This window comes from Alphaproteobacteria bacterium (assembly GCA_030740435.1).
Taxonomy (GTDB): domain Bacteria; phylum Pseudomonadota; class Alphaproteobacteria; order UBA2966; family UBA2966.
Window position 1 is genome coordinate 1 of sequence record JASLXG010000055.1, and the last position, 25,597, is coordinate 25,597.

Annotated in this window: 25 protein-coding genes; 10 read left to right on the plus strand and 15 right to left on the minus strand. The window is 64.5% G+C overall.

Going from position 1 to position 25,597, the window contains the following annotated elements:
* The first annotated feature begins 14 nt into the window (after positions 1–14).
* From ilvD to QGG75_06395, 3 genes are read left to right on the plus strand one after another with little or no spacing between them, the layout of a single operon-like run.
* Positions 15–1,883, plus strand: coding sequence for a dihydroxy-acid dehydratase (ilvD, locus tag QGG75_06385; GenBank protein MDP6066868.1), 1,869 nt, complete (start codon positions 15–17; stop codon positions 1,881–1,883).
* The gene (locus QGG75_06390; protein MDP6066869.1) at positions 1,880–2,689 is read left to right on the plus strand and encodes an SDR family oxidoreductase; all 810 of its coding nucleotides are present in this window, start codon (positions 1,880–1,882) and stop codon (positions 2,687–2,689) included. The genes ilvD and QGG75_06390 overlap by 4 nt, the downstream gene beginning before the upstream one ends.
* Positions 2,690–2,698: 9 nt before the next feature.
* On the plus strand, positions 2,699–2,878 hold the full coding sequence (locus QGG75_06395) for a hypothetical protein (protein ID MDP6066870.1): 180 nt from the start codon (positions 2,699–2,701) through the stop codon (positions 2,876–2,878).
* On the opposite strand, the gene QGG75_06400 is transcribed toward QGG75_06395, so the two are convergent.
* Positions 2,875–2,997, minus strand: a complete 123-nt coding sequence (locus QGG75_06400; GenBank protein ID MDP6066871.1) for a hypothetical protein — start codon at positions 2,995–2,997, stop codon at positions 2,875–2,877. The two genes, QGG75_06395 and QGG75_06400, sit on opposite strands and share 4 nt — an antisense overlap.
* Here QGG75_06400 and QGG75_06405 point away from each other — a divergent pair.
* The 4 genes from QGG75_06405 to QGG75_06420 all read left to right on the plus strand — a co-directional run bounded on the left by QGG75_06405 (position 2,987) and on the right by QGG75_06420 (position 4,834).
* Positions 2,987–3,802, plus strand: coding sequence for an alanine racemase (locus QGG75_06405; protein MDP6066872.1), 816 nt, complete (start codon positions 2,987–2,989; stop codon positions 3,800–3,802). The two genes, QGG75_06400 and QGG75_06405, sit on opposite strands and share 11 nt — an antisense overlap.
* 109 nt (positions 3,803–3,911) lie before the next feature.
* Positions 3,912–4,187: a type II toxin-antitoxin system ParD family antitoxin gene (locus tag QGG75_06410; GenBank protein ID MDP6066873.1), complete on the plus strand. Its 276-nt coding sequence runs from the start codon at positions 3,912–3,914 to the stop codon at positions 4,185–4,187.
* Positions 4,184–4,519 (plus strand): type II toxin-antitoxin system RelE/ParE family toxin, encoded by a 336-nt coding sequence (locus tag QGG75_06415; protein MDP6066874.1) that lies wholly within the window; start codon positions 4,184–4,186, stop codon positions 4,517–4,519. The genes QGG75_06410 and QGG75_06415 overlap by 4 nt, the downstream gene beginning before the upstream one ends.
* Before the next feature lie 126 nt (positions 4,520–4,645).
* Positions 4,646–4,834, plus strand: coding sequence for a hypothetical protein (locus QGG75_06420; GenBank protein MDP6066875.1), 189 nt, complete (start codon positions 4,646–4,648; stop codon positions 4,832–4,834).
* Between the two features lie 87 nt (positions 4,835–4,921).
* Here the strand turns inward: QGG75_06420 and QGG75_06425 are convergent, their stop codons facing one another.
* Positions 4,922–5,470, minus strand: a complete 549-nt coding sequence (locus QGG75_06425) for a C-GCAxxG-C-C family protein (protein ID MDP6066876.1) — start codon at positions 5,468–5,470, stop codon at positions 4,922–4,924.
* A 152-nt stretch (positions 5,471–5,622) separates the two neighbouring features.
* Between QGG75_06425 and QGG75_06430 the strand changes: the two genes are divergently transcribed.
* Positions 5,623–7,797: a molybdopterin-dependent oxidoreductase gene (locus QGG75_06430; protein ID MDP6066877.1), complete on the plus strand. Its 2,175-nt coding sequence runs from the start codon at positions 5,623–5,625 to the stop codon at positions 7,795–7,797.
* Positions 7,798–7,922: 125 nt separating this feature from the next.
* On the opposite strand, the gene QGG75_06435 is transcribed toward QGG75_06430, so the two are convergent.
* The 12 genes from QGG75_06435 to QGG75_06490 all read right to left on the minus strand — a co-directional run bounded on the left by QGG75_06435 (position 7,923) and on the right by QGG75_06490 (position 22,610).
* Positions 7,923–8,798 carry a DUF2087 domain-containing protein gene (locus QGG75_06435; protein MDP6066878.1) on the minus strand — a complete coding sequence of 292 codons (876 nt, stop codon included), beginning with the start codon at positions 8,796–8,798 and terminating at the stop codon, positions 7,923–7,925.
* Positions 8,799–8,863: 65 nt separating this feature from the next.
* Positions 8,864–10,123, minus strand: coding sequence for a uroporphyrinogen decarboxylase family protein (locus QGG75_06440; protein ID MDP6066879.1), 1,260 nt, complete (start codon positions 10,121–10,123; stop codon positions 8,864–8,866).
* Complete coding sequence (locus QGG75_06445; protein ID MDP6066880.1) at positions 10,123–10,773, minus strand: cobalamin-dependent protein; 651 nt, start codon at positions 10,771–10,773, stop codon at positions 10,123–10,125. Before QGG75_06445 ends, QGG75_06440 begins: the two co-directional genes overlap by 1 nt.
* A gap of 20 nt (positions 10,774–10,793) precedes the next feature.
* The gene (locus tag QGG75_06450; GenBank protein MDP6066881.1) at positions 10,794–13,112 is read right to left on the minus strand and encodes a xanthine dehydrogenase family protein molybdopterin-binding subunit; all 2,319 of its coding nucleotides are present in this window, start codon (positions 13,110–13,112) and stop codon (positions 10,794–10,796) included.
* Between the two features lie 10 nt (positions 13,113–13,122).
* Entirely contained in the window at positions 13,123–13,596 is a 474-nt protein-coding gene (locus QGG75_06455) for a (2Fe-2S)-binding protein (GenBank protein MDP6066882.1), read from the minus strand.
* Positions 13,580–14,458: a xanthine dehydrogenase family protein subunit M gene (locus QGG75_06460; GenBank protein MDP6066883.1), complete on the minus strand. Its 879-nt coding sequence runs from the start codon at positions 14,456–14,458 to the stop codon at positions 13,580–13,582. The genes QGG75_06455 and QGG75_06460 overlap by 17 nt, the downstream gene beginning before the upstream one ends.
* Positions 14,459–14,465: 7 nt before the next feature.
* Entirely contained in the window at positions 14,466–16,067 is a 1,602-nt protein-coding gene (locus tag QGG75_06465; protein ID MDP6066884.1) for a methylmalonyl-CoA mutase family protein, read from the minus strand.
* Positions 16,064–16,459, minus strand: a complete 396-nt coding sequence (locus tag QGG75_06470; GenBank protein MDP6066885.1) for a cobalamin-dependent protein — start codon at positions 16,457–16,459, stop codon at positions 16,064–16,066. Before QGG75_06470 ends, QGG75_06465 begins: the two co-directional genes overlap by 4 nt.
* Positions 16,456–17,589 (minus strand): acyl-CoA dehydrogenase family protein, encoded by a 1,134-nt coding sequence (locus QGG75_06475; GenBank protein ID MDP6066886.1) that lies wholly within the window; start codon positions 17,587–17,589, stop codon positions 16,456–16,458. The genes QGG75_06470 and QGG75_06475 overlap by 4 nt, the downstream gene beginning before the upstream one ends.
* A gap of 3 nt (positions 17,590–17,592) precedes the next feature.
* On the minus strand, positions 17,593–19,290 hold the full coding sequence (locus tag QGG75_06480) for a hydantoinase B/oxoprolinase family protein (protein ID MDP6066887.1): 1,698 nt from the start codon (positions 19,288–19,290) through the stop codon (positions 17,593–17,595).
* Complete coding sequence (locus tag QGG75_06485; protein ID MDP6066888.1) at positions 19,287–21,404, minus strand: hydantoinase/oxoprolinase family protein; 2,118 nt, start codon at positions 21,402–21,404, stop codon at positions 19,287–19,289. Before QGG75_06485 ends, QGG75_06480 begins: the two co-directional genes overlap by 4 nt.
* A 3-nt stretch (positions 21,405–21,407) precedes the next feature.
* The gene (locus QGG75_06490) at positions 21,408–22,610 is read right to left on the minus strand and encodes a thiolase family protein (GenBank protein MDP6066889.1); all 1,203 of its coding nucleotides are present in this window, start codon (positions 22,608–22,610) and stop codon (positions 21,408–21,410) included.
* A gap of 201 nt (positions 22,611–22,811) precedes the next feature.
* Here QGG75_06490 and QGG75_06495 point away from each other — a divergent pair, with 201 nt between their 5' ends.
* A complete protein-coding gene (locus QGG75_06495; GenBank protein MDP6066890.1) occupies positions 22,812–24,056 on the plus strand; it encodes an acyl-CoA dehydrogenase family protein in 1,245 nt (414 codons plus the stop codon).
* An 81-nt stretch (positions 24,057–24,137) separates the two neighbouring features.
* On the opposite strand, the gene QGG75_06500 is transcribed toward QGG75_06495, so the two are convergent.
* Positions 24,138–25,229, minus strand: coding sequence for a ShlB/FhaC/HecB family hemolysin secretion/activation protein (locus QGG75_06500; protein ID MDP6066891.1), 1,092 nt, complete (start codon positions 25,227–25,229; stop codon positions 24,138–24,140).
* Between the two features lie 62 nt (positions 25,230–25,291).
* On the opposite strand from QGG75_06500, the gene QGG75_06505 reads away from it, so the two are divergent.
* The coding region (locus QGG75_06505; protein ID MDP6066892.1) for a hypothetical protein at positions 25,292–25,597 on the plus strand (306 nt) is incomplete at its 3' end.

Consider the following 25,597-nt stretch of genomic DNA (forward strand, 5'->3'; position numbering starts at 1 on the left):
TAGAGGATAAGAACATGCCTGATCTACGTTCCAAATTAACCATGGAAGGCCCCAACATGGTTGCCGCCAGGGGCTTATGGCGGGCGACGGGCATGAAGGACGAGGATTTCGGCAAGCCAATCATCCCGGAGGTCAATTCAAATACCCAGTTCGTGCCGGGCCATGTGCACCTCAAGGAGCTGGGCCAGATGGTAGCCCGCGAAATCGAAGCAGCCGGCGGCGTGGCGCGTGAATTCAACACCATCGCCATCGATGACGGCATCGCCATGGGACATGACGGCATGCTCTATTCCCTGCCTTCGCGCGAAATCATCGCCGATTCGGTGGAATACATGGTCAATGGCCACCGCGCCGACGCCATGGTCTGCATTTCCAATTGCGACAAGATCACGCCCGGCATGTTGATGGCCGCCATGCGCATCAACATCCCCGCCGTCTTCGTTTCCGGCGGCCCCATGGAGGCGGGCAAGGTCAAACTGGGCGATGATGAAACCATGATCGATCTGATCGATGCCCTGGTGGCCGGGGCCGATCCCGAGGTCAGCGACGAAACGGTTTTGGAATATGAGCGCGCGGCCTGTCCCACCTGCGGCTCCTGCGCCGGCATGTTCACGGCCAATTCCATGAACTGCCTGGCCGAGGCGCTGGGCCTGGCGCTGCCCGGCAACGGCTCGGTCGTGGCCACCCACGCCGAACGCCACGGGCTGTTTCTTCAGGCCGCCGAAATGGTGGTCGACCTGACCAAGCGCTTTTACCAGGGCGGCGACGACAGCTTGCGGCCCCGCCGCATCGCGACGCAAGGCGCCTTCGAAAACGCCATGGCCATGGACATCGCCATGGGCGGCTCGACCAATACCGTGCTGCACCTGCTGGCCGTGGCCCACGAGGCCGAGGTCGATTTCGGCATGGCCGACATCGACCGTATCTCCAAACAAGTGCCCAACCTTTGCAAGGTCTCGCCCAGCGTGCCGCACTACCACCTCGAAGACGTCCACCGGGCGGGCGGCGTCATGGGTATCCTGGGTGAGCTCGAGCGCGCCGGCCTGGTCGACGGCCAAGTGCCCGGTCTGGCCGGCCGGCCGCTGGGTGAGCTCTTGGAGGAATGGGACATCCGGCGCAACCCCAGTGAACGGGTCAGCGAATTCTACCTGGCGGCACCGGGGCGCCAGTTCAACATCACCGGATTCAATCAGGAAGCCCGATACGACGCTCCGGACCTGGACCGCGAGCAAGGCTGCATTCGTGACGTGGACCACGCCTACAGCGCCGACGGCGGCCTGGCCGTCTTGTTCGGCAACATCGCCGAGCGCGGCGCCATCGTCAAAACCGCCGGCGTCGATCCCTCTATTCTCAAGTTTTCCGGACCGGCCAGCGTCTTCGAAAGCGAAGGCGACGCCGCCCAGGGCATCCTGGGGGGCAAGGTCAAGGCCGGCGACGTCGTGGTCATCCGTTACGAAGGGCCGCGCGGCGGCCCGGGTATGCAGGAGATGCTGGGGCCGACCAGCATGATCAAGGCCATCGGGCTGGGCAAGGAGTGCGCCCTGATCACCGACGGCCGCTTCTCGGGCGCCACCTCGGGGCTTTCCATCGGCCACATCTCGCCGGAAGCCGCCGAGGGCGGTGCGCTGGCCCTGGTCGAGGACGGCGACGTCATCGCCATCGACGTGCCGGCGCGCCGCCTGAACGCGGAGCTCACGGAGGCCCAGCTCGAGGAACGCCGCCAGGCCATGGGCAACCGCGGCGCCGAGGCCTGGAAACCGCGTGACCGCCAGCGCCAGGTCTCGCGGGCGCTGAAGGCCTATGGCGCCCTGGCCACCAGCGCCTCGGAAGGCGCGGTGCGCGATCCCGAGATCATCGAACGCTTGGCGGCGGGCGGCGCTTGAACCAGAAGCTGCGCCGCCGGGTGCTGATTACCGGCGCCTCGGCCGGCATCGGCAAAGCCTTCGCGGAGCTTTTCGCGGCCGAAGGTTACGACCTGGTGCTGACAGCGCGGCGCCGCGAGCGGCTCGAGGAGCTGGCCCGGGAATGCCGCGCCCGCCACGGCGTCGAGGCCCAGGTGGTGGTGGCCGATCTGGCTGATCCGGGAGCCCCCCAGGCCATCTTCGATGAGCTCAGCCAAGCCGGCGTCACGGTCGATTTCCTGGTCAACAACGCCGGCTACGGCGTGCCCAATCGTTACGTCAGCACGACCTGGCGGCAACAGGCGGATTTGATCCAGGTGCTGGTAACCGCGGTGGCCGAGCTCAGCCACCTCTTCCTGCCAGGCATGGTCGAGCGCGGCTGGGGCCGCATCATCAACGTCTCCTCGGTGGCCGGCCTGATACCGGGCTCGGCCGGTCACACGCTCTACGGCGGCGCCAAGGCCTTCCTCATCAACATGACGGAATCCCTTTGCCACGAAACCGTGGGCACCGGCGTGCAGGTCTCGGCGCTCTGCCCCGGATTCACCTATAGCGAATTCCACGACGTCGCCGGCACCCGCGCCCTGGTCAGCCAGATCCCCGATCGCCTGTGGCTGACGGCAGAAGATGTCGCGCGCCAAGGTTTCGCTGCCGTCATGGCCGACAAGCCGGTTGTCGTCACCGGCGGATTCTACAAGGGTTTTTGCTTGCTGATGCGCTTGCTGCCGGCGGTCATGGCCCGTAGAACGGTGCGTCGGCACTCCGCCGAATTTCGCGCCCAGGGGTGATCAAGAGCGATGCCATCGATCGACGAAATTCCCACCCCCGCCCTGGTCATCGACCTCGACGTGCTGGAATCCAACATCGCCGCCATGGCGGCCTGGGCCAAGGAGCGCGGCATCGGGCTCAGGCCCCACGCCAAGACACCCACAAGTGCGCCACCTTGGGCCAGCGCCAACTGGCAGCCGGAGCGCTAGGGCTTTGTTGCACCAAGATGGGCGAGGCCGAAGCCCTGGCCGCGGCCGGCATCGAGCGCATCGCCATCACCGCGCCGGGTGCTGACGCCGGCCCGCATCGGCCGGCTGATGGAACTCAACCAGCGGATTGAATTGACGGCAGTCGTCGACGAGCCGGGTAACGCCGGCGATCTCGCAGCCGCTGCCGAGGCCGCCGGCAAGCCGCTTAGGGTGCTGATCGACGTCGACGTCGGCAGCCACCGCACCGGCGTCACCTCGCCAGCCGCGGCGCTGACCCTGGCCAACCTGATCGGCGGCCGTGAGGGGCTGGAGCTCGGCGGCCTGCAGGGCTACGCCGGGCACGTCCAGCACATCGCCGACTATGGCGACCGCAAAGCCCGCATCGAAAGCGACCTGCAAGCCCTGGCCCAGGCCCGCGAGGCGCTGCGCCAGGCCGGCTTCGAAGTGGCAGTGATCAGCGGCGGCGGCACCGGCTCGCACCGCATCGATGCCGAGATGGGCCTGCTGACCGAAATCCAGGTCGGCTCCTACGTCTTTTGCGACGCCGACTACGACGTCGTCGACCTGACCGGCGAGGACAGCCGGCCCTACCAGAACTCGCTGTTCGTCGATCTCACGGTGATCAGCGCCAACCACCCCGGTTTCGCCACCGTCGACGGCGGCTACAAGAACTTCGCCACCGACGGCCCGGTCCCCGTGGTGGCGGCGGGAGCCCCGGCCGGCACCAGTTACCAATATTCCGGCGACCACTTCGGCCGCCTGATTTTTGCCGACGCTGGCCACCGGGCGAGCACCGGCCAGCGCGTGCGCTGCATCGTCTCGCACTGCGACCCGACGATCAATCTTTACGACAGCTACACCTGCGTGCGCGGCGACGAGGTGGTCGAACACTGGCCCATCGAGGCCCGCGGCCGCGGCGATTAGCGCATTTCAAGATTGATCCCGGCCAGCCGCCAAGCGTCGGACAGCATATTGGCAATTATTGCCATTCTTGGTAGGTTCGGGCCCAAGCTAGCTGATCCGGGAAAAGGCTATGCCGACGCGCAACATCGTATTGACCGAGAGCCAGGATTCCTTCGTGGGGGAGTTGGTTGATTCCGGCCGCTACAAGAGCGCCAGCGAAGTCATACGCGATGGCTTGCGTATGCTCGAGGACGGTATTGCAAGGCGCGAAGCTGAACTTGAGGATATCCGGGCGGGGATCGTGGCAGGAATGCGCCAGGCTGACGACGGGGATTTCGCGCAAGGCTCGGCTGAAGATGCGATAAAGCGCGTCTTCTCCCAAGCCCGCACGGCTCAGGATACGTGAAGGAAGTCAAGCTCACCCGTCGAGCCGAGCATCGCCTCAAGGAGATTGCCGTCTGGACGATCTCACGCTTCGGGCCTGCACAGGCGGAAAAATACGAAGGCCAACTGATCGAGCGTCTGCATGCCCTGGCGCTCGGGAAAATCCCGAGGGGGCGCTCTTGCGAGCTATTGCTTCAAGGACTGACCGAGGCCACGGGTCTGCGGTACGTTCAGGTGGGCGGCCACTTCATCATCTACCGGGAGGCCGGTGACGAGATTCAGGTCATCGATTTCGTCCATGGGGCAAGGGACATCGAGGGTATAGTTGACGATCTCGGTGAAACCGGGTCATAGCCTGCGCGGAGTTGGCGAAGAAATTGAGGCGAGCACCCAGTGATGCGAATACGCCCAGCCACCCCTCCGGATCGAATGGCGATAGCTGCCGTCCAAGCAGCCAGTTGGAGGACAACCTATCGGGGGATGCTTTCCGACGACTACCTCGACAACAAGGTCGACGATGAACTTGGGGAGACCTGGTCGAGCATCGAGCTTTCGCCCCAAGACGTCGTGCTGGTGGCCGAAGATGAGCCGGTGGTCGGGTTCATCGCCATTTGGTGCCGGCCCGACCCTTTCATCGACAACCTGCACGTCTTGCCGGAGAAAAAATAGCAAGGCATCGGCAAGAAACTGATGCGTGCCGCGGCCCAGGAGCTTCAACGGCTGGGTCATTCGACGGTCTATCTTTGGGTATTCGAGTCAAACAAAGCTGCGATCGGGTTTTACGAGCGCCTGGGCGGTGTTCGAGGCCAAACGGAAAACCACGATGTCTTCGGACACAGCGTTTCCAACCTCAAGATCGAGTGGCCGGACATCTCCGTCATCGTCGGCAAGGCTGATCCTTCGGCAATCCCTCGAAAGCCCTAAGCCTTCACCGTGCGGTGCTCTCCAGGAGCTCTTCGACCAAGGCGGCGGCAAATCCGGTGATATCGCGGTGCACTGGCTGTCCAGCTTGCGATCCTCGAAGGCTTGGCGCCCCTCCGGGGTGCTCAGATCCACGCCGAGCAGTTCGGTGCAATTGGTCGAGCCGAGGTGCGCTTCGAATTTGGCCATCATGGCGCGGACGGCATCGTAGGTCTGTTCTACCGAATGCTCGGGATTGTCCCGCCCCAAAACCAGGCCCAAGGCCAATAGCGCGCCGGTCATGGCACCGCAGGGGCCGCCGCTGCGGGCCAAGCCGCTACAAAACCCCGTGGCGATGTTCAGATGTTCCCGGTCGCCGTCGAAGAGGGCACAAAGAACCGCCAATGTTTTTCCAAGTCAACAGTTTTGACAATTCGTTACGGAATACAACAGCTCGCGCACAATCCCACGTTTAGCCGCACCGGCCTCCGTCCTACCATGGGGTTGGGCCCCCGACGCCCGCCAGTCAGCCGCTCAAACAACACATGGTAGCTGCCTTGAACCGTCCCGAAACACTTGCCGCGTTCCAGAGTAGAGAGCACCAAATCGTCAGCGGCCTCTGTGGCGTCTGCCCGGCCGGCTGCGGCGTCCGGGTACACTTGGCCGCGGGTCGCATCGAGCGCCTGACGCCCGAGCCCGGCCACCCGCTGGGCCTGGTCTGTCCGCGCGGTGCCCGGGCCGCCGAGGTGGTCTATTCGCCCGACCGCCTGCTCTATCCGCAAAAGCGCATCGGCGACCGCGGCGAAGGCCGTTTCGCGCGCATCGGCTGGGACGAGGCTTACGACATCTGGGTTGCCGGAATGCGCCGCTTGGCCGACGAGTACGGCCCCGAGTCCGTCTGCCTGACCACCGGGCGGGGCAATTTCGAATACGGGCTTTCCGAGGCCTTCGGGCCGGCCGGCACTTCCGAGACCTCGGCCAACGGCGCCCTCTTTCCCTTCGGCTCGCCCAACGCCACCAGCGTCGGTGCGCTGTGTTACGCCGCCTACGGCATGATCGCGCCCGAGGCGAGCTTCGGTTTGCACATCCGAGAGCTATACGAAGACATCGAAAACGCCGACCTTATCCTGGTCTGGGGCAGCAATCCGGCTACCGATTCGCCACCGCTGAATCTGCGCCGCATCAAGGCTGCCAAACGCCAGGGCGCCTGCGTCATCGTCATCGACCACCGGCGCAGCGAATGCGTCGATATGGTCGGCGCCGAATGGATCGGAGTACGTCCTGGCAGCGATACGGCCATAGCTCTGGCAGCCATTCGCTTGCTGATCGAGGACGATCTGATCGACCACGATTTCGTCGCAGACTGGTGCCTGGGGTTCGAAGAACTACGCCACTACGTCGCCGACTTCACGCCCGAGCGCGCCGAGGCCCTGAGCGGCGTGCCGGCAGACACAATTCACGACTTGGCCCGGGCCATCGGCACTTCAAAGGGCTGTTCGGTGGTGATGCTCACCGGCCTCGAATTCTCCAACGGCGGCGTCCAAACCATCCGATCGATCTGGACCCTGCAGGCCCTGGCCGGACACCTCGACGTGCCCGGCGGCAAGTTGTTGCGCTGTCCCAGCCGCCTGAAAACCGCCGGCCGCTTCGTCGAGCCGCCGGCCGCGCCGGCCCCCATCGGTGCCACCGAATACCCGCTCTATCGCCAGACCCGGCGCGAGGCCCACGGCGTGGAGCTGCCCCGGGCCATCCTCGAAGCCAAGCCCTACCCGCTGCGCGGCCTGATCGTCAGCGGCGCCTCGCTGCTCACCGCCTGGCCCGACCCCGACCTCTGGAGCCGGGCCCTCGGGGCCCTTGACCTGCTGGTTACCGTCAACCGCTTTCCCACGGCCGACATGGCTTGTGCCGATCTGGTGCTGCCGGCGGCGACGCCCTTCGAGAGCGAATCGTACATGATCCACGACGGGCTCATTCAGTACCGCCGGAAAATCATCGAGCCGCTGGGCGAGGCGCGCAGCGATTATCTCATCTTTGCAGAGTTGGCGGCACGGCTGGGCTACGGCGAGCTTTGGCCGCAAAGCGAGGCGGGCATGGTGGAACGCGCCCTGGCAGGCACGGGCATCAGTCTCGATGAGCTCAAGCAAGCACCCCAGGGGATCCCTTTCGAAACCCCGTCGCGGCGCTACCGCAAGTACCGCCAACCCGGCCTAAGACCCGACGGCAAGCCCGGATTCCCGACGCCCAGCGGCAAGTTCGAGATCACTTCCGGCTGGCTGGCCGAACACGGCTACGAGCCTCTGCCGGTCTACGTCGAGCCCACGGAGGGACCGCTGGCCGATATCGAACTGGCTCGGGATTTTCCGCTCGTACTGAGTACCGGCGCCCGCACCCAGACGGCCTTTCGCTCGCAACACCTCAACATCCCCGGCTTGGTCGAGCGCCAACCCGAGCCCTTGGTGCACCTCCATGAGGACGACGCCCGGTCTCGCGGCATCATCGACGGTGACCGCGTCTGGGTAATTTCGCCGCGCGGCCAGGTGCCCTTCACTGCCCGCGTCGGCCGCCACGTGGTGCCGGGCACCATTGAGGCCAACATGAGGGGCGGCGGCCCGCTCGGGCCCCAGGCCTGGCAAGAGGCCAACGTCAACGCCCTGACGGACGCCAATAACCGCGACCCGATCTCGGGATTTCCCGTCTACAAGGCGTTGCTGGCGGAAGTGGTGAAGGCCTAGCGGCAAGCGCCACCCGCAGCACCAACAATTACGGGAACGGAATTTCGGGGACAGGGACCTTTTTCGGAAGTTTCAGGAGTTTCGGGGACAGGGACGCTTTTTTCTATGTCCGAGATACCGCCCCCCTACCCTTCGCGCCAGTATTTGCTGCCGTCACGGGTGCGTTTGAGCAGGCCTGCCTCGACCAGTTCGCGGCGCAGAAGGCTGTGGTCGCCGAAGCTGTGCCAGGTGCGGATGAGGCTGTTGACCTCGCCCTCGGCGTAGCTCGCTTCGGCATCGAACTTGGTGGCCAGATAGCGCAGCACCTCGCCCCGGGCTTGGCGCTGGCGGGGCAGCGCCCGCAGGCGGCCGTCGTCGGGCTCGAGAAAACGGTGCAACACCGGCTCCAGCCGGGCCACGATGTTCGAGACCTGTTTGGCGCTCCAGGCCCCGCCGCGTGCCGTCGGCACGCCGCGCGCCGCCAGGTGGTCGGCGATGCGGCGAAACGACCCCAGCCCGGCCTCGCGGGCCTCGCGGATATAGGGCTCGACGGCCCGGGCGTGCTGCCGCGCCTTGCCATTTAGCGCCGCGGCGGCCTGGCGCCGGGCCGCAGCGATTTGCGGATTGCCGCGCCGCCGCACCGGTTTTTCGCGATCGGGCAGCGCCGACAAGGTTCCCGCATAGGGCTGAATCTCGAACGGCTCGCCGCCAGCCACCACTATCCGTACGCCACGGGTCATGACCTCGGCCAGCGTCGCGGCATCGCGGGCCACAGCCTCGATGCCGGCGACCAGCACCGGCAGCTCCAGCCAGCGAGCCCGCTTGAGAGCCCGGATCAGGGCGGAGCGGCCCTGCAGGCGGTCGGGGCCGGAGCCACGCTCGACCTCGATGTATTCACGCGCAATGTGGAAGCCGCCGGCCGCGGCGAAGTGTTCCAGGATCTCGCGCTGGGCCTCGAGCCCGGGGCCCGCGAGGCTGCGTTCCGAGGCGAATACGCGGATGTAGGAAATAGCTTGGGCCATGAATAATCTAATATTTTATTTAGAACATTCACGCAAGCGCCAAAAAAACCGCCCTCGGCGGCCCATCAACCTCCGACGTTATATTTTTTCGTGGCTGCCGCCATGGCGCGGACGTTTTCGACTTTGGCCTCGTCGGGAATGCCGATGCCGCCGTCGACGATCAGGCCGCCGCCACGGGCGCATTTCAGGATCAATTCCTTGCAGTAGTCGTCGACCTCCTCGGGCGTGCCGGTAACCAGCAGCGGTGCCGGCACGTTGCCGCGGAGACAAGCGATGTCGCCCAGTACCTCCTTGGCACGGAACATATCCGTCTGTTCGAACCAATAGATGACCTTGCCGGGCGGGATGTCGGCAATGGTCTCGAGGCGGCTGTCGCACTTTCCTTCCCAGAGCAGGCAGGGCACCAAGTCGGCTTCGATCAGGCGCATCATGACGTCGCGCAACTGGGGCCAGAAGAAGGTCTCGAACTGGTCCGGCGACATGAAGCCGTCGAGGCCCCAGTGCATGGGCATGAAGACGATCTTGCAGTAGGGATGGCGGCTGGCCGTGCGGATGGCATCGCGGGCGATCAGCACGGACGCCTTCTCCATGGCCGCCAACAGCTTATCGGGATGGCGGAACATGTCGAGCATGGCGCCCTTGGAGCCGCGCAGGTAGTCGGCGAAGTGATCGAAGGGCGCCGCTGCCCCGCCGCCGGCGCTGATGGGATAGCCGAGCTCCTCGAGCTCAACGATCAGCGCCATGCCGTCCTTGTCCATGTCGCGGATGGCCTGGCCGGCCTCGGCCAGGCGGGCCAGGCCCTCTTTCATGGTGGGCCGGGCGAAGGCAGCGACAGAGCGCACGATCTTGAAATAGTAAAGCGTCGGATACTGCGGCAGGGCCTTGAAGACCTCGAAGGCCTCGGCCACCCGCGGCAGGTAGGTATGGATAAAAAACCCTGTCGGATCAAATACATAGTCATCGTACTCGTCGGCCGACATGTATTCCTTGTCGAGATACTGAAAGGGCGCGTCGTCGCTCAGGCCGTGGCCCGGCCATTCCAGTTGGCGATAGCCCATGATCTCCATGGCCCGGCCCACGGCGATGTTGGTGTTGGGTGGCAAGTACATGTCGGGATCGAGATCGAGCACCACATCGCGAGTGGCGGCGAAAAGCTTGTCGTGGTCGTACATGGCGGTACGAAAATCGAAGCCGGCATAGTTGGCCGGAAAGAAGTGGTTAAACAGCGAGAACGGAACCTTGTCCGGCTCCTTCAAGGCGATGGCATCGAGGATGCGCTGCCAGCGCTGGGCCAGCAACGGGTTGAGTTCCTGGGCTTCGTTCATCAGGCCGCGACCCCGAGCCAGTCCTTGCAGTGCGCCACGGCCTCGGTGGCGCTGGCGCCGTAGGCATCGGCGCTGGTGTAGTCGCGGATGCGGTCGTTGACCTGGCCGCCGCCGATGATGATGCGCACCTGATCGCGCAGCCCAGCTTCGTCGATGGCGGCCACCGTCTCTTTCATGGCATCGAAAGCGAGGGTAAGGAATCCGCTTAGGCCGACCACCGTAGTGCCGCTTTCCAAAATGGCGTCGATGAATTTTTGCGGCGCCACGTCGATGCCCAGGTCGATGACCTCGAAGCCGTTTACGTCGAGCATGAAGGTGACGATGTTCTTGCCGATGTCGTGGACGTCGCCGTGCACCGTGCCGATCAGCACCTTGCCCAGCTTTTCCTCGTCGTCCCCCTGCCCTTCCTTGATCAGGGGCTTGGCCAGGGCCGTGATCTGCTCCAGGATCTCGCCGGCCATCACCAGTTCGGGGATGAAGTAGATGTTTTCCTCGAATTTGGCGCCGACGATGTCCATGGCCTGCTTGCACTGGCTGAGCACGTGCAGGGGATCGACGCCTTCGTCGAGCATCGCCGTGGCCAGGCCCACCGCCTCCTCCTCCTGCATCGTCGACATGGCTTCGACCAGCGCCTGATCACGATCGTTCATGGATGGTGTGCTCCCCTGCCCTACTCGGCGGCTGCATGTTCCTTCTCCCAGACCGCCCGGGCCACCTTCTCCGGCACGAGAGGCGGCTTGAGAAAACGAATACCCAGCGCATTGTAAACCGCATTGGCCACCGCCGGGGCGATGACGATGGTGGGCAGCTCGGCGATGCCCTTGGCGCCCAGCGGTCCCGATTTGGCCTCGGTCTCGACGAAGTGAAGCTCGAGCTCAGGCACCTCGGGCGCCGTCGGCACCTTGTAATCGCGAAAATTGGGGTTCCGCACGATGCCGTCGACGATCTGCAGCTCCTCGGAAAGGGCAAACCCCAGGCCCATGATGATGCCGCCTTCGATCTGGGCCTCGAGGCCCATCTCGTTGACCACCCGGCCGACGTCCTGCACGGAAGTGATCTTTTCCACCCTGATCTCGCCGGTGTCGCAGTCGACCTCGATCTCGGCCACGTGCACGGCGTGGGAATAGGCGGCCGAAAAATCACCGGTATTGTCGGCGGCTATGGGCTCGGACGGCGGCTCGTAATAGTCCGTCACCATGACGAGTTCGCTGTCCTCCTTGAAGTGCATCTCGCGCAACAGCTTGTCGAGCTTGACCACCGGCACGCCGTCGGGCTGCTGCACCACGTGGCCGCCGGCCAGTTCCAATTCCTCCGCCGCCACGTTGGCACGATGCGAGGCGAATTCAAGGATCTGCGCCTTGGCCTTGAGGGCCGCGCGGTGAGCCGAATTGCCGGCGATGAAGGTGGTGCGGCTGGCGTGCACGCCGACGTCCCAGGGCCCGATGGCCGAATCGTTGTTGACGATGGTGATGTCGCCCATTGGAATCCCCAGTTCCTCCGCCACCAGCTGGCAGATCACGGCGTCGATGCCCTGGCCGATCTCGGAGGCGCCGGTGATCACCGTGCAACGCGCATAGTCGTCGAGTTTGAGGATGGTACCGCAGCCGTCGGATTTGTGGATCTTGGCGCCGCCTGCGTTATGGATCGAGGAAGCGATGCCGATACCGCGCTTGCGGCGGCCGGGCTTGCTTTGGGCCTCGAGGTTGGCTTGCCATTTGGCCACGAAGTCAGTCTTTTGGCCGGCGATCTCATGACACTCGGCCAGCGCGATATCGTCCAAAACACTGCCTTGCGGCGTCACTTCGCCGGATTCCTGGGAATTCAGGATGGCGAACGAAACCGGATCCATACTCGCCGCCTCGGCCAGCATGTCCATGTGGATGGCCGTGCACCAGGTGGCCTGGACGTTGCCGTAACCGCGGAAGGAGCCGGCGTAGGGATTGTTGGTGTAGACCGACTGCGAGTTATAACGCACGTTGTCGACGCGGAAGTGGCCGCTGAAGGTGCGCATCATGACGCTGGGCGTGGTCGGCCCCCATGAGGTGTAGGCGCCGTTGTTGAGCAGGCAATCGACGTCGCGGAAGGTCAGGCGGCCGTCCTTGTCCATACCCGTGCGCAGCCGGATGCGGGCCGGCTGGCGGGTCGGCGAATTGACGAATTCCTCCTCACGGCTGAGCATCAGCTTGACCGGGCGGCCGACCTTTTTGGCCAGCAGTACGCATATGGGCTCCCAGGGATAGACGTCGAGCTTGGAGCCGAAGGCACCGCCCACCGGCGGCTGGATGACGCGGATGTCGCCGGGATGGATGCCCAACGCCGGGGCCAGGTCCATCTTGAAATTGTAGGGATACTGGGTCTGGGAATAGATCGTCAGCTTACCGTCGGCGCCGAAGTCGGCGATGACGCAGTTGGTACCCATGCAACAATGCGTCACGTAGTGGACGTCGAAAGTGTGGTCGAGCACTACGGCCGAGGCCTCCTCGGCAGCCGCGATGTCGCCGGATTCGAAGTTGAAGGCGAGGCTGAGGTTGTCCGGGTATTCGTCGTGGATCACCGGTGCCCCCGGCTGCATGGCTTCGGCCGGGTCGAAAACGGCTTCCAGGTCCTCGTAGACGACGTCGATCAAAGCCAATGCCTGTGTCGCGATTTCCTCGCTCTCGGCCGCTACGGCCGCCACTTCGTCGCGGATGCAACGCACTTTGTCGCCCTTGAAAGGCCTGTTGTCGCGGCGAATGCCGAAACGCAACTCGGGCGCATCCTGGCCACTGATGACGGCATGGACGCCGGGCAGCGCCTGGGCCCGGCTGGTATCGACCGAGACGATGCGGGCGTGCGTCCGGTCGCTGTGCAGGATCTTGCCGACCAACATCAACGGCAATTCGAGATCGTTGATGTAGCGGGTGCGGCCGACCGCCTTGTCGGGGGCGTCGGGCTTGGCCACCCGGGTGCCGATCAGGGTTTTCTTCTCGATGGCTTCGTTTTGCGACATGGCGGCGCCCTCAGATTTCGACGCCGGCAGCGGCGGCCACGGCCTCGAAGACCTTCTGGTAACCGGTGCAGCGGCAAACGTTGCCTTCGAGCCCGCGGGCCAGTTGCTGGCGCGTCAGCCCCGGGTTCTTGTCGACGATATGCTTGGCCTGCAGGATCATTCCCGGCATGCAATAGCCGCACTGGATGGCGCCATGATCGACAAAGGACTGCTGCAGAGGATGCAGCGCCTCGGCCGAGCGCAGGCCCTCGATGGTGGTAATCTCCCGGCCCTCGCATTCAACGGCGTACATCAGGCAGGAATTCAGCGTCAGGCCGTCGACGATGACGGTGCAGGCACCGCATTCGCCCTCGCCGCAGGCGTACTTGGTGCCGGTGTGGCCGAGCACCTCGCGCAGCATAGTGAGCGTCGACATGTGGATCGGCACGCGGGCGCGAACGGGCCGGCCGTTGAGCGCAAAGGTGATTTCAACTGTTGCGGACATCATCGAGCATCCGTTGGATATAAACCTTGACCAGGTGGTTGCGGTACCAGGCACTGGCCCGCACGTCGTCGATGGGGGCGCAATCGCTGAGCGCCGTCTCGGCCGCCCCGGCAACGGTTTCGTCGTCGAGCGGCTTGCCTTCGAGGAAAGCCTCCGTGGCCCGGGCCCGCAGCGGCGTTGGCGCCACGGCACCCAGGGCGACACGCACGCCACTGAGCGCGCCATTGGCCCAAACCCCCGAGATCCCGGCCGAGACGGTCGAGATCTCCAGTGCCGGCCGCGGTCCGGACTTGGTGAAACGGGCAACGCTGCCGGCCGCCGGTTGGGCGAAGGAAATCGCGGTCAGCAGCTCGTTCGAAGCCTTGACCGTGGCGCCGGGGCCGGTGAAGAAGTCCGAGAGCGCCACCTTGCGCAGCGAAACCGAGCCCTGCCAACAGGCCAGTTCGACCTCTGCATCCAGCAGCAGCAACGGCACGATGGTGTCGCCGGCCGGCGAGGCGTTGCAGATGTTGCCGCCGATGGTGGCGGCGTTGCGGATCTGGTCGCTGGCGAAGTGATCGGCCGCCGCCACCAGGGCCGGGGTTCGCTCGGCCAGCAGGGCGTTTTCCCGCACCTCGGTAATCGTGGTCAGCGCGCCGATGCGGACGCGTCCATCGTGCTCGGCGATACCACCGAGCGCGGCGATGCGGCGGATGTTCAACAGCGTCGGCTGGTAGCTGACCGCGCCGGCGCCCGCCTGCACCATCAGATCCGTGCCGCCAGCCACCACGGTGGCGCCGCCGGCCAGCACTTCCAGCGCCTCGTCCAGCGCCACCGGGGCGGCGTAGTTTTCGATACCGCGTGTTTCTTCGATTGCGCTCATGGCACCCTCAAAAGCGGATCGGTTCCTGGTAGCGGCCGAAGACCTCGACCATGACCTTGGTCATCTCGCCGACGCTGGCATAGGCCTTGACCGCCTCCATCAGCGCCGGCATGACGTTGTCGCCGCCCTCGCTGGCCGCCCGCAAACGCCCCAGCGCCGCTTCGACGGCGGCGTTGTCACGCTCCGCCCGCACCTTCCGCAGGCCGGCGATCTGGGCGTTGGCGGCCGCTTCGTCGTAGCCATGCAGGTCGACTTCCTGGGTCTCCTCGTCCTCCTCGACGTAGCAGTTGACGCCCACCTTGCGGAATTCACCGCTCTTCAGCGCCTTCTGGTGCTCGTAGGCCTGCTGCGAGACCTGGGCCTGGACGTGGCCCTCGGAGATGCCCTTGACGATGCCGCCGCGGGCATCGACGTCGGCCATCACCCGCACCATCTCGGATTCCATTTGATTCGTGAGGGTTTCTATGTAGTGCGAGCCCCCCATGGGGTCGACGGTGTCGGCCAGCCCCATCTCCTCGATCAGCAGCTGCATGGTGCGCAAGGAAATCCGCTGCGCCTTGGGCGTGGGGATGGTGTAGGCCTCGTCATAACAACAAAGCGCCGTGGTTTGCGTTCCCGAAAGGGCGGCGATCAGGGCGTAGTAGGCACCGCGCACGATGTTGTTTTCAGGCTGCTCGATGGTGAGGCCCGAGCCGCCACCGCCGGCGATCATGCGCAGCCACCCCGATTTCGGGTTCTTGGCCCCGTATTCCTCCAGGACGATCTTGGCCCAGAGGCGTCTTGCAGCCCGAAATTTTGCAACCTGTTCAAATAGATTGCCAAATATGTTAAAGTTAAAACTTAATCGCCCGGCAAACTCGTCGATGTCCAGACCGCGGGCCAGCACGTCGTCGATATAGGCCTTGGCGATGCAGAAGCCGTAGGCCATTTCCTGCACCGGATTGGCCCCCGATTCGCGGATGTGATAGCCGCAAACGCTGACCGGGCTGTATTTGGGGGCGTGTTCGGCGCAGTATTCGACGCTGTCGGCGACCAGCCGCATCGAAGGCTCGACGGGGAAGATCCAGGTGCCGCGGCCGACGAATTCCTTGAGGATGTCGTTTTGCGCCGTACCGCGCAGGTCCTTGAGCGCAAAACCCCGCTTTTCCGCCATGGCCAGGTACATGGCGATGGCCACCGCGGCGGCGCCGTTGATGGTCAGCGAGACCGTGATCCGGTCGAGATCGATGCCCGCGAAGGCGACCTCGAAATCCTTCAGCGTATCGACCGCCATGCCGACGCGCCCGACCTCGCCGAAGGCCTCGTTGTCCTCGGAATCGTAGCCACACTGGGTGGCCAGGTCGAAGGCCACGTTGAGGCCGGTCTGGCCGTTGGCAATCAGGTACTTGAAGCGCTCGTTGGTGTCGGCGGCGTTGGCGAAGCCGGTGTATTGGCGCATGGTGAAGGGGCGCTTGCGGTACATTTCGGCGTGGATGCCGCGGGTGAAGGGCGCGGCACCGGGCAGGCTGGCATCGACGCCGCCCGAGGCGGCGACGTCGTCCGCGGTGTAGAGCGTCTTGATCTCGATGCCGGATTCGTTGATCACCTTGCCGGCGTCTGTAGCCGTCATTTGAGGGCCTCCCGGATGAATGTGGCGATGTCGTCGAAGTCGCTGCCGGTGGCGAAGACGCCGGCATAGCCGAGCTCATTGAGCGCGGCATGGTCGCGGGCCGGAATGTTGCCGCCCACCAGCCAGAGCTTTTCGCCCAGCCCCTCGGCCTTGAGCAAATCGCCGATTTTTCGGCAAAGCGGCAGGTGCGAGCCCGACAGCATCGACAAGCCGATGACGTCGACGTCCTCTTCACGGGCCTGGGCGCAGATCGCCTCGGGGGTCTGCTGCAGGCCTGAATAGATGACTTCGAAGCCGGCGTCGGCCAGGGCCCGCACCACAACCTTGGCGCCGACGTCATGGCCATCGAGCCCCGGTTTGGCGACGAGTACGCGGATCTTGCGCTCGCTCATGCGCTGAGCTCCTTGGCGATGATGAGTTTAAGGATTTCGCTGGTGCCACCGCCGATCAGCGTGAAACGCACGTCGCGCAGATAGCGCTGCACCGGATATTCCATGGCATAGCCATATGACGCCAGCACCCGGGCCGCCTGGTCGCAAACCTTGGCCGCCGTCTCGGAGGCGAAAAGCTTGGCCATCGAGGCCTGTTGGCGGGCCGGCATATCATTGTCGACCAGCCAGGCGGCGTAGTGCATCAGGCGCTCGGCCGCCTCCAGTTCCGTCGCCATGTCGGCCAGCTTCAACTGGATGGCCTGGAAGCGGTTGATGGGCTTGCCGAACTGCTGGCGTTCGCCGGCATAGCGGATGGCCTCGCCCAGCGCCGCCCGGCCCACGCCCACGGCCATGGCGGCGGTGATGATGCGGACCTCGGACAAGAGCTTGCGCAGGTGCGCCTCGCCATCGCCCTCCTCCCGGCTCAGGCGGTGGTCGTCGGGCACGAAGCAGTCCTCGAAGGCGAGTTCCGAGGTGGGCAGCGCCCAGACCCCCATCTTCTCGATGGCACGGCCGACACGGAGGCCTTCGAAATCCTTCTCGAGCAAAAATATGGTGAGCTTCTTTTCTTCGCCGGCCTTGGCGAAAACGGTGAAGAAATCGGCCAGCGGCGCGGACGTTACCCACATCTTCTGGCCGTTGATGAGGTAGCCGCCATCGACCTTGGCCGCCGAGGTGGCGATGCCGCCGAGATCGGAACCGGCATTGGGCTCGGTCATGCAGATGGCGCCGAGTTTCTCGCCACGAAGCGCCGGTTTGAAGAGGCGCTCGTGGATGTCCTCGTTGCCCAGCATATGCAAGAACTTGGTGCCCATCAGGCCCTGCATGGTGCAGGCACCGGCCAGCGACATCGAGCCCCGGGCAACCTCGACCAGGGCCAGGCAGTAGGTCAGGAGATCGACGCCCGAGCCGCCCACGTCCTCGGGATAACGCATGCCGAAGTAGCCCAGCTCGCCCAGCGCCGCAAAAAGCTCGCGGGGAAACTCGTGGGCCTCGTCGATCTCGGCCGCCCGGGGCGCCACCTGTTCGTCGCTGAAACGCGCGAAGGTGTCGCGAACGACCTTCTGTTCCTCCGTGAGAGCGAAATCCATGGCTTACTCCACGACCTCCAGATCGGCGTCAGTGGCGCCGTAGATCTCGCGGGCCGCGGCCTCCGAGGTGACGCCGTTGCGCACCTCGCGGGCGAGTTTCTTGCGATCGCGCTGTTTGGGATCGCCGAAGCCGCCGCCGCCGCCGGCCAGTTGGTGATAGACGGTGCCACGGGGCACGCCCTCGATGAGGTCCTTGTTGCGCGGCACCACCTCGGAACCATCGGGATATTTCAGCACGATGCTGTTGAGGGTGCCCAAACCGCCGCCGTTGAGGCCGAAAGCCGCTTCGAAATCGCCGTCGCCGAAGGTCACGACCTGGGTATCGTCCGAGCCATAGCGCACCATGGTCTCGGTGCCGATGCCGCCGCGCCACTGGCCGGGGCCGGCCGAATCGATGAGGTATTCGTGCTTGAGGAGGGTATGCGGCGTCTGCTGCTCGAACATCTCGTAGTCCTGATCGAGAACCCCGCCGGAGGCATCGATCATGCCGATGTGGTCGTAGCCGTCGGTGCCGTCCATGCCGCCGGAGCCGCCCTTCATGCCCATGAACATGATGTCGACGAATTCACTGTCGCGCTCCTCGTCGCGGCCCGACGAGAGGGAACAGTAAAGATTGTTCCAGCCCGCCGTGACGCGCTCGGGGATGGCCTGCACCAGAGCGCGCTGGATGGCGTCGGCGTTGGGCGGACAGAGGTGGTTGCCAAACGTCGTGGCCTTGGGATAGCCGGCATTGAGGATGGTGCCCTCGGGAATGATCATCTCGAGGGGCTCGATCATGCCGGCGTTGTGCGGGATGTCGGGATTGACCATCTGCAGGAACGTCAGCACGGTGGCCGAGGCGCTGGAGGTATAGGTGCCGTTGACGAAGCCGTCGGTACGGCCGTCGGTCTGGGAATAATCGAAGCTGATGGACTTGTCGGCCACCGTCACGGTGACCCGGATGGTGTACTTCGAGCCCAGGTTCTTGCCGTCGTAATAGACGTAGCCCTCGCCGGAATAGACGCCGTTGGGGATCTTGGCGATCTCGGCTTCCATCATCTGGCGGGTCGCCTCGAAAAGCGCCGCCTTGTGGCCGGTGTAGCTTTCCAGCCCGTATTTGCCCAAAAGCTCCTGCATACGCCGTTCGCCCACAATGCAGGCGCCCATCTGGGCCTTCATGTCGTGCTGCACGATGTCGAGGCGGATGTTGGCGAAGATCAGGTCCCAGACGTCTTTGCGCAAGACGCCCTGGTCATAGACCTTGACCGGCGGAATGCGCAGCGCTTCCTGCCAGACCTCGACGGCGTTGGGGTTGTAGCCGCCGCGCACGGCACCGCCGATGTCGGCCTGATGGCCCTTGACGGCGGACCAGGCCACCAGGGTGTCCTCGAAGAAGATCGGCTTGAAGACGGCCACGTCGTTGTTCTGGTTGCCCAGGCTGAAGACGTCGTTGTGGAAGATGACGTCGCCTTCGTGCAGGTCGTCGCCGAAAAACTCGATGATGTACTTGCACACCGGCTCCAGCGAAAAAGCCAAAATCGGCAGGTTTTCCGTCTGCTCCAGCATGTTGCCATCACCGTCATAGAGGCCGGTGACGAAATCCTTGGCCTCGCACAGGATCGGCGAGCGCGTGGTTTTTTGCACCGAGATCGACATCTCGTCGGTGATCGACTTGAAGGTGCGGGCGTAGACCGACATCAGGATGGGATCGATATTCGTCATGCACTTTCCCCCTGCAGGGCGGCTGTCACGAGGTCTTCCCGACCTTTGAGATAGATCGCAAACGAGCCGAAACGATCGCAGACCATGTCGAAAGCGGCGCTGACGAAGATCGACGTCGTGACTTCTTCGATCATGGCCGGACCTGCGATGCGGTTGCCGCAATTCAGTGCCTCGCCATCATAGACCGGCACAGTCTCGAAGGCCTGGCGCTCGGGCACATAGACGGTACGTTCGCCCTTCAACGCCGCCTGGGCGTCGGGGCCGGCATAGTCCTGGCCGGCGCGCTCGGGTTTGTCGGTCAGGCCGACACCCTGAACACGGACGTTGATGATCTCGACCGGCGAGCCTTCCTGCTCCAGCGAATAGCCGTAAAGCCGGTTGTGTTCGGCGTGAAAGAGGGCCGCGATGGCGGCGCTGTCTCGGCCGTCGACCGCCGCCTTGGGCACTTCGAAAGAAACCTCGTGGTACTGCTTGAGGTAGCGGCAATCGAGCTTGATGAAGAAACTCTGGCGCTCCTCGGCGATGCCTTCGCTCTCCAGATCGGCCCGGCCGGCTGCCATCATATCGTCGATCATGGCGCCGAGCTGGTCCCAGTCGAGCTGATCCAGGCGGCTCACGAAAGTGCGCACGAAATCGTGCTTGAGATCGCACATCAACATGCCGGCGGCACAGAAGATCGAGGCTTCGCGCGGCACGATGAGGAAAGGTATCTGGAGCTCGCCGGCAATCTGGCAGGCGTGTACGGCACCGGCACCACCGGCCACCACCATGGGGAACTCGCGCGGGTCGAAGCCCCGCTTGATGGTGATCTCGCGCACGCCCTGGGCCATGTTGTTGCAGATCACCCGGTACATGCCGGCGGCCGCCTCTTCCACCGACATATCCAGCGGCCCGGCCACGTACTCGGCAATGGCAGCGCGGGCGGCGTCTGCATTCAACGCCATCTTGCCGCCGGCGAAGAACTCAGGCGCCAAGTAGCCCAGCACCACGTTGGCATCGGTGCAGGCCGGTTTTTGGCCGCCCTTGCCGTAACACGCCGGCCCGGGATCGGCCCCGGCCGACTCGGGTCCCATGCGCAACAGCCCGCCCTCGTCGATCCAGCCCACCGAACCGCCACCCGAGCCGATGGTGTGGATGCCCAGCATAGGCAGCGCGATGCGGTGGCGCGCGATCTCGCCCTCGTTGACCATGATCGGCCCGTCGACCACCAGGGCGGCATCGAAGCTGGTGCCGCCCATGTCGACGGTGATGCAGCGGCTTTGGCCGTGCGCCCCGGCATAGCCGAGCCCGGCGCCCGGTCCGGCGGCCGGGCCGGATAGCAAAGTCAGGGCGGCGTTCTTGCGGGCGATTTCGGGCGACATGACGCCGCCGTTCGACTGCATGATCAAGAGCACGCCGCCAAAGCCGGTGCGCTGCAAGCTGGCAGTCAGGCTGGCGATGTAGGCGTTCAGCTTGGGCCCGACGTAGGAATTCAGCACCGTCGTCGAAACGCGTTCGTAAAAGCGAATGGAAGGCAAGAGGTCGGTCGAGACCGTGAGATAGGCATCCGCCATCTCGCTGCGCACCAACTCTGCCGCCCGGGCCTCGTGTTGGGGATTGGCGAAGGCGTTCATGAAGCAGATTGCCACGGCCTCGCAGCCCTCGGTTTTGAAGAGCTCGACCGCGTCTTTTACGTCGTCCAGCGACAGCGCTTCGAGCTCGCGGCCCTCGCGGTCCAAGCGGCCCTCGACGCCGGCCCTCAAGTAGCGCGGCACCAGCGGCATAACGTTGGTGTAGCGGTTGTTGTACTGCTCCTCGCGGATGCCGCGGCGCATCTCCAGGGCATCGCGCAGCCCGGCCGTGGTGATCAGGCCGGTGCGGGCGCCGTTGCCGGTCAGCGTGGCGTTGGTGGTCACCGTGGTGCCGTGGACGATGGTGTCGATGCGACCGGCAAAAGCCTCCAGCGTCTCGGCCGGCTGCTGGCTGGCGGCGATCTCGCCCAGCCCGTCGATGACCGCGATCGAGGGATCCATGGGCGTCGACAGGATCTTGTGGATGCGGGGCTCGCGGCCGTCCTCGGCCACAAGAAAGTCGGTGAAGGTGCCGCCGACGTCGATGCCGATCTTGAGCGCCATCGGCTAGTCGCCGACTTTGATAACGATCGACATGGCGGTATCGCCGGCGGCGCAGCCGGTAAACAGGCCATTGCCGCCGCCCTTGATGGCCAGTTCCTCGATCAGCTCGATGACGGCGCGGGTGCCCATGGGAGCCTGGGGATGGCCCCAGATCAGCGAGCAGCCGTAGTTGTTGAAGTCCTCGATGGCAACACCGGTCTCGCGCGAGAAGATCAGGTCGTTGACGGCGAAGGGATTGTGGGTCTTGACGGCATCGAGGTCGGATACCTCGAGGCCGGCCTGCTCCAAAGCCCGCCGCGCCGCCGGCACCGGCGCCATGGGCATGTAGGCGAGCTCGGCCCGGGCCAGGCCGAAACCCAGGATCCGGACGCGCACGTTCGGGTCCGTGCTCATCTCCTTGGCCCGCTCCGGCGTCGTCAGAACCAGCGCCGCGTTGCCGTCGGCGGGATGGGTCTGGCCGCCGAAGGTGACGGTGCCGTCCGCAATCACCGTGCGCAGCCCGGCCAGACCTTCGGCCGTCGACGTGGTCAGGCCCTCGTCGCCCTCCATGACCGAAGCGGTTTTCTTGTAATTGGGCGTCGGTACCTCGAAGGGCAAAGTCATATAGCGCTTCATGAACGCCTGGTCGTCGGCCAGGGCGTCCTGGTACTGGGCCTGGCGGGTGAGCACCACCTCGTGCTGCTCGGCCGTCGTCAACTGGTACTTGACGGCGCAGTTCTCGGCCGTCTGGGTCATCGAATGGTGGCCGATGGGCTCGTCGGTCATGTTGTCGGTGGTCCAGGCCTCCAGTTCGCCGCCGCCGCCGATGCCGCGGGGATTGGGGTAGTAGATCTGGGGCCCGTTGGAGACCCGGTCGCAGGTCATGGCCAAGGCCTGTTCCGCCATGCCGCTTTCGATCTCCTGGGCCGCCTGCTGAACGGTGCGCACGCCGGTGGCGCAAGCCTGCATGACGGTGGGGCCGCCCACCTCCATGGCGCCAATCATGCCCATCAGCCAGGGCAGGCCGTAGAACGAGCGATGCTGCGGCACGGTCATGCCGAGCACACCGAAATCGAAGCCCTCCGGGTCGATCTCGCGCTTGGCCAGCTCCTGCTTGGCGACATGGGCGGCAAAAGGCACGCTGTTGAGGTCGGCCAGCTTGCCCTGCCACTTGGCGAAGGGCGTCGACCAATAGGCGCCATAGGGGATTTCGGCTTTGTAGGTCATGTCGTCGCTCCCGTGCGGGCGTCTTGATACGCACCCTAAGAAAATTTTCGGAGTCTGGACTCGCAGAGGCTGGCCTCGTAAGGAGCCGCCAGCGAGCCCCCCCGGCGGGGCAATTGTAGCCCCGCCGACTTCACGGATCGAGACTTACTTCACTATGATTGCCCCAGCAACCGCCAACTCAGCCCAATCCGGAGCCTGAACATGGATTTCGAAATTCCCCGGGAGATCAGCGCCATACTGGCCGAGCTCGATGCCTTCATCGAGCGCGAAATCAAGCCCTTGGAAGAGGCCAACCGGCAGTATTTCGACCGCCGCCGGGAATGGGCCCGGACGGACTGGGAAAACGGTGGCCGGCCCCGGGCCGAGTGGGAGGAGGTACTGGCCGAGATGAAACGGCGCGCCGATAAAGCTGGGCACCTGCGCTTTGCCCTGCCCCGAGAGCTCGGCGGCCAAGAGGGCTCCAACCTGGCCCTGGCCATGATCCGTGAACACCTTGCCCACAAGGGCCTGGGGCTGCACAACGATTTGCAGAACGAATCCTCCATCGTCGGCAATTTTCCCCTGGTCATGATGATGTGGGACTTCGGCACCGAGGCCCAGAAGGCGGAATTCCTGCCCGGCCTGATCACCGGCGAGAAACGCATGGGCTTCGGCCTGACCGAGCCCGGCCATGGTTCCGACGCGACGTATATGGAAGCCACGGGCCGGCTGGACGGCGAGGAATGGCTGATCGAGGGCGCCAAGCGCTTCAATTCAGGCCTGCACGACGCCACCCACGACCTGGTTTTCGCCCGCACCTCGGACGACCGGGGCGCCGCCCACGGCATCACCGCCTTCATCGTGCCCACCGATACCCCGGGCTTCGAGGTGGTGGAGATGGACTGGACCTTCAACATGCCCTCGGACCACGCCCTGGTGCGGCTCGAGGGGGTTCGCATTCCTCTAGAATCCGTGCTCGGTGAAGTCGACGACGGGCTCATCGTGGCGCAACACTTCCTGCACGAGAACCGCATCCGCCAGGCCGCCTCCAGCCTGGGCGCGGCGCAGTTTTGTATCGACCGTTCGGTCGCTTACGCCAAACAACGCACCACCTGGGGCAAACCGCTGGCCGTCAACCAGGCCATACAGTTCCCGCTCGCAGAGCTCCACACGGAGGCTGAAATGGTGCGGAACCTGGTCTACCGCACGGCCTGGGAGCTCGACCGCCAGAACCACATGGCGGTGACCGAACAGGTGGCCATGGCCAACTACCGCGCCAACCGCTTGGTCTGCCAGGCCGCTGATCGCGCCATCCAGGTGCACGGCGGCGAGGGCTACACGCGAAACCAACCGTTCGAACACATTTACCGCCACCACCGGCGCTACCGCATCACCGAGGGCGCCGAGGAAATCCAGATCCGCAAGATCGCCGCCGATCTGTTTGGTTTCGGACGGCGAAACCGCTAGCTGGTTCGCGCTACGGGTCGATAGCGAGCGTCACTCTCGCCTCAGGCTTCCAGATTGGCCATCAGTTCGCTGGTTTCGCTTCTAGAACCTCATCGCCAAGCTGAAAAACACACGCGGGTTATCCCCCTCATCGCCACGAGAGGAGACCGGGCGGGTCAGCGGCTGGGCCGCCTCAACGTAGCCGGAAATAGCCTTGGTGAGGTTGTAGCGCAGGCCGAATCCGGCCGAAGTCAGGGTCTGACGGCTCGGCCCGGTGGCGCCCGGCGTCTTGCGCCATGTTGCACCATAATCATAAAACCCGTAGAGCTGAAAACCCTGAAAGAAACGGCGCTGGAAAGACCGGCCATACTGGAGTTCCAGCTGGCCGGCGGCGCCCTTGTCACCCGTGATTTCCGAGGCGTCGTAGGCCCGTCCGAACCTCGCGCCGCCGGCACCAAATTCCTCCGACGCCAGCACCTGGTCGGCGGCCCACTGTCCCGTCGCGATGGCCAACACGGCGAAATTGCCGAACAGTCGTTGCAGGCGCGAGAGCTCCGCCGTGATCTTAGTGAAGTCGCTCTTGCCGAGCGCGCGGGTCAAGTCCGCCGAACCGCTGGTGGTCTCGTTGAGAATGTCCAGACCCTGGCTAACCTCGAGGTCGATCAGGTTCACGCCGCGGAAGCGGTCGACAAAATCGTAGGTCATCTCAAAGCCGGCACTACGGATACGGTCCTCGGAGAGCTTGGACGACAGGACATTCGTGGTCGAGTTGCGGTAGGTGAACTTGGCCCGAAGCGTCAGATTCTCGCCTCGTGAGCGAATGTGGGGATAGGATAGGGCTGCTCTCACCGTCGTGTTGGTACTGTCAACGTTGAGCGGTTTTAGGGTGAAGCCCGGTTCCGAGAGGGTCCGACTATAGCTCAGGGTCAGCTTGGTACCTTCCGTCCCCAGCGGCTTGTCGAACGTCGCCTCGAAGAGCTTCAGTTCGTCGATCTGCGTGGCACCGATGAACCGTATGCCGAACCTCTCATAGAAGCCCAACACGGAATTGAGGTTTGCCCCGATACCGCCCTCGTATGGGCCGACGAAGCGGCTGCCCCGATTGCCGAAGCTAACAAAGCCGTCGGCCTCCTTGCGATCGACGAGCACGACGAGATCTGAGGCCCCAGTCACTTCCGGCGACGGCGTCAGCACCCCCTTCGCCGTGACACCGGGTAGATCGCCCTGTGCCGCTGTGAGGATCGTCAGCTTGGAGGGTGCTGGCAGGTTGGCCCTCCCTGCGCCGATCCCTTGAACGTAAACCCGAGGGCTGTCAGTTCGTAAACGTTGCACTTGAAGTTGACGTCGACGTCGTCCCGGTCGTCCCGGTTGTCAACGTCGTTCCAGTAGTCGCGGTCGTTCCAGTTGTCGCAGTAGTCCCGGTCGTCCCAGTGGTCGACGTTGTTCCGGTGGTTGCGGTCGTTCCGGTGGTCGCGGTCGTTTCAGTTGTCGCGGTCGTTCCGGTCGTCCCTGTGGTCGACGTCGATGTCTTTGCATCCTCGTCAACCGTCGGCGTAGTGGTA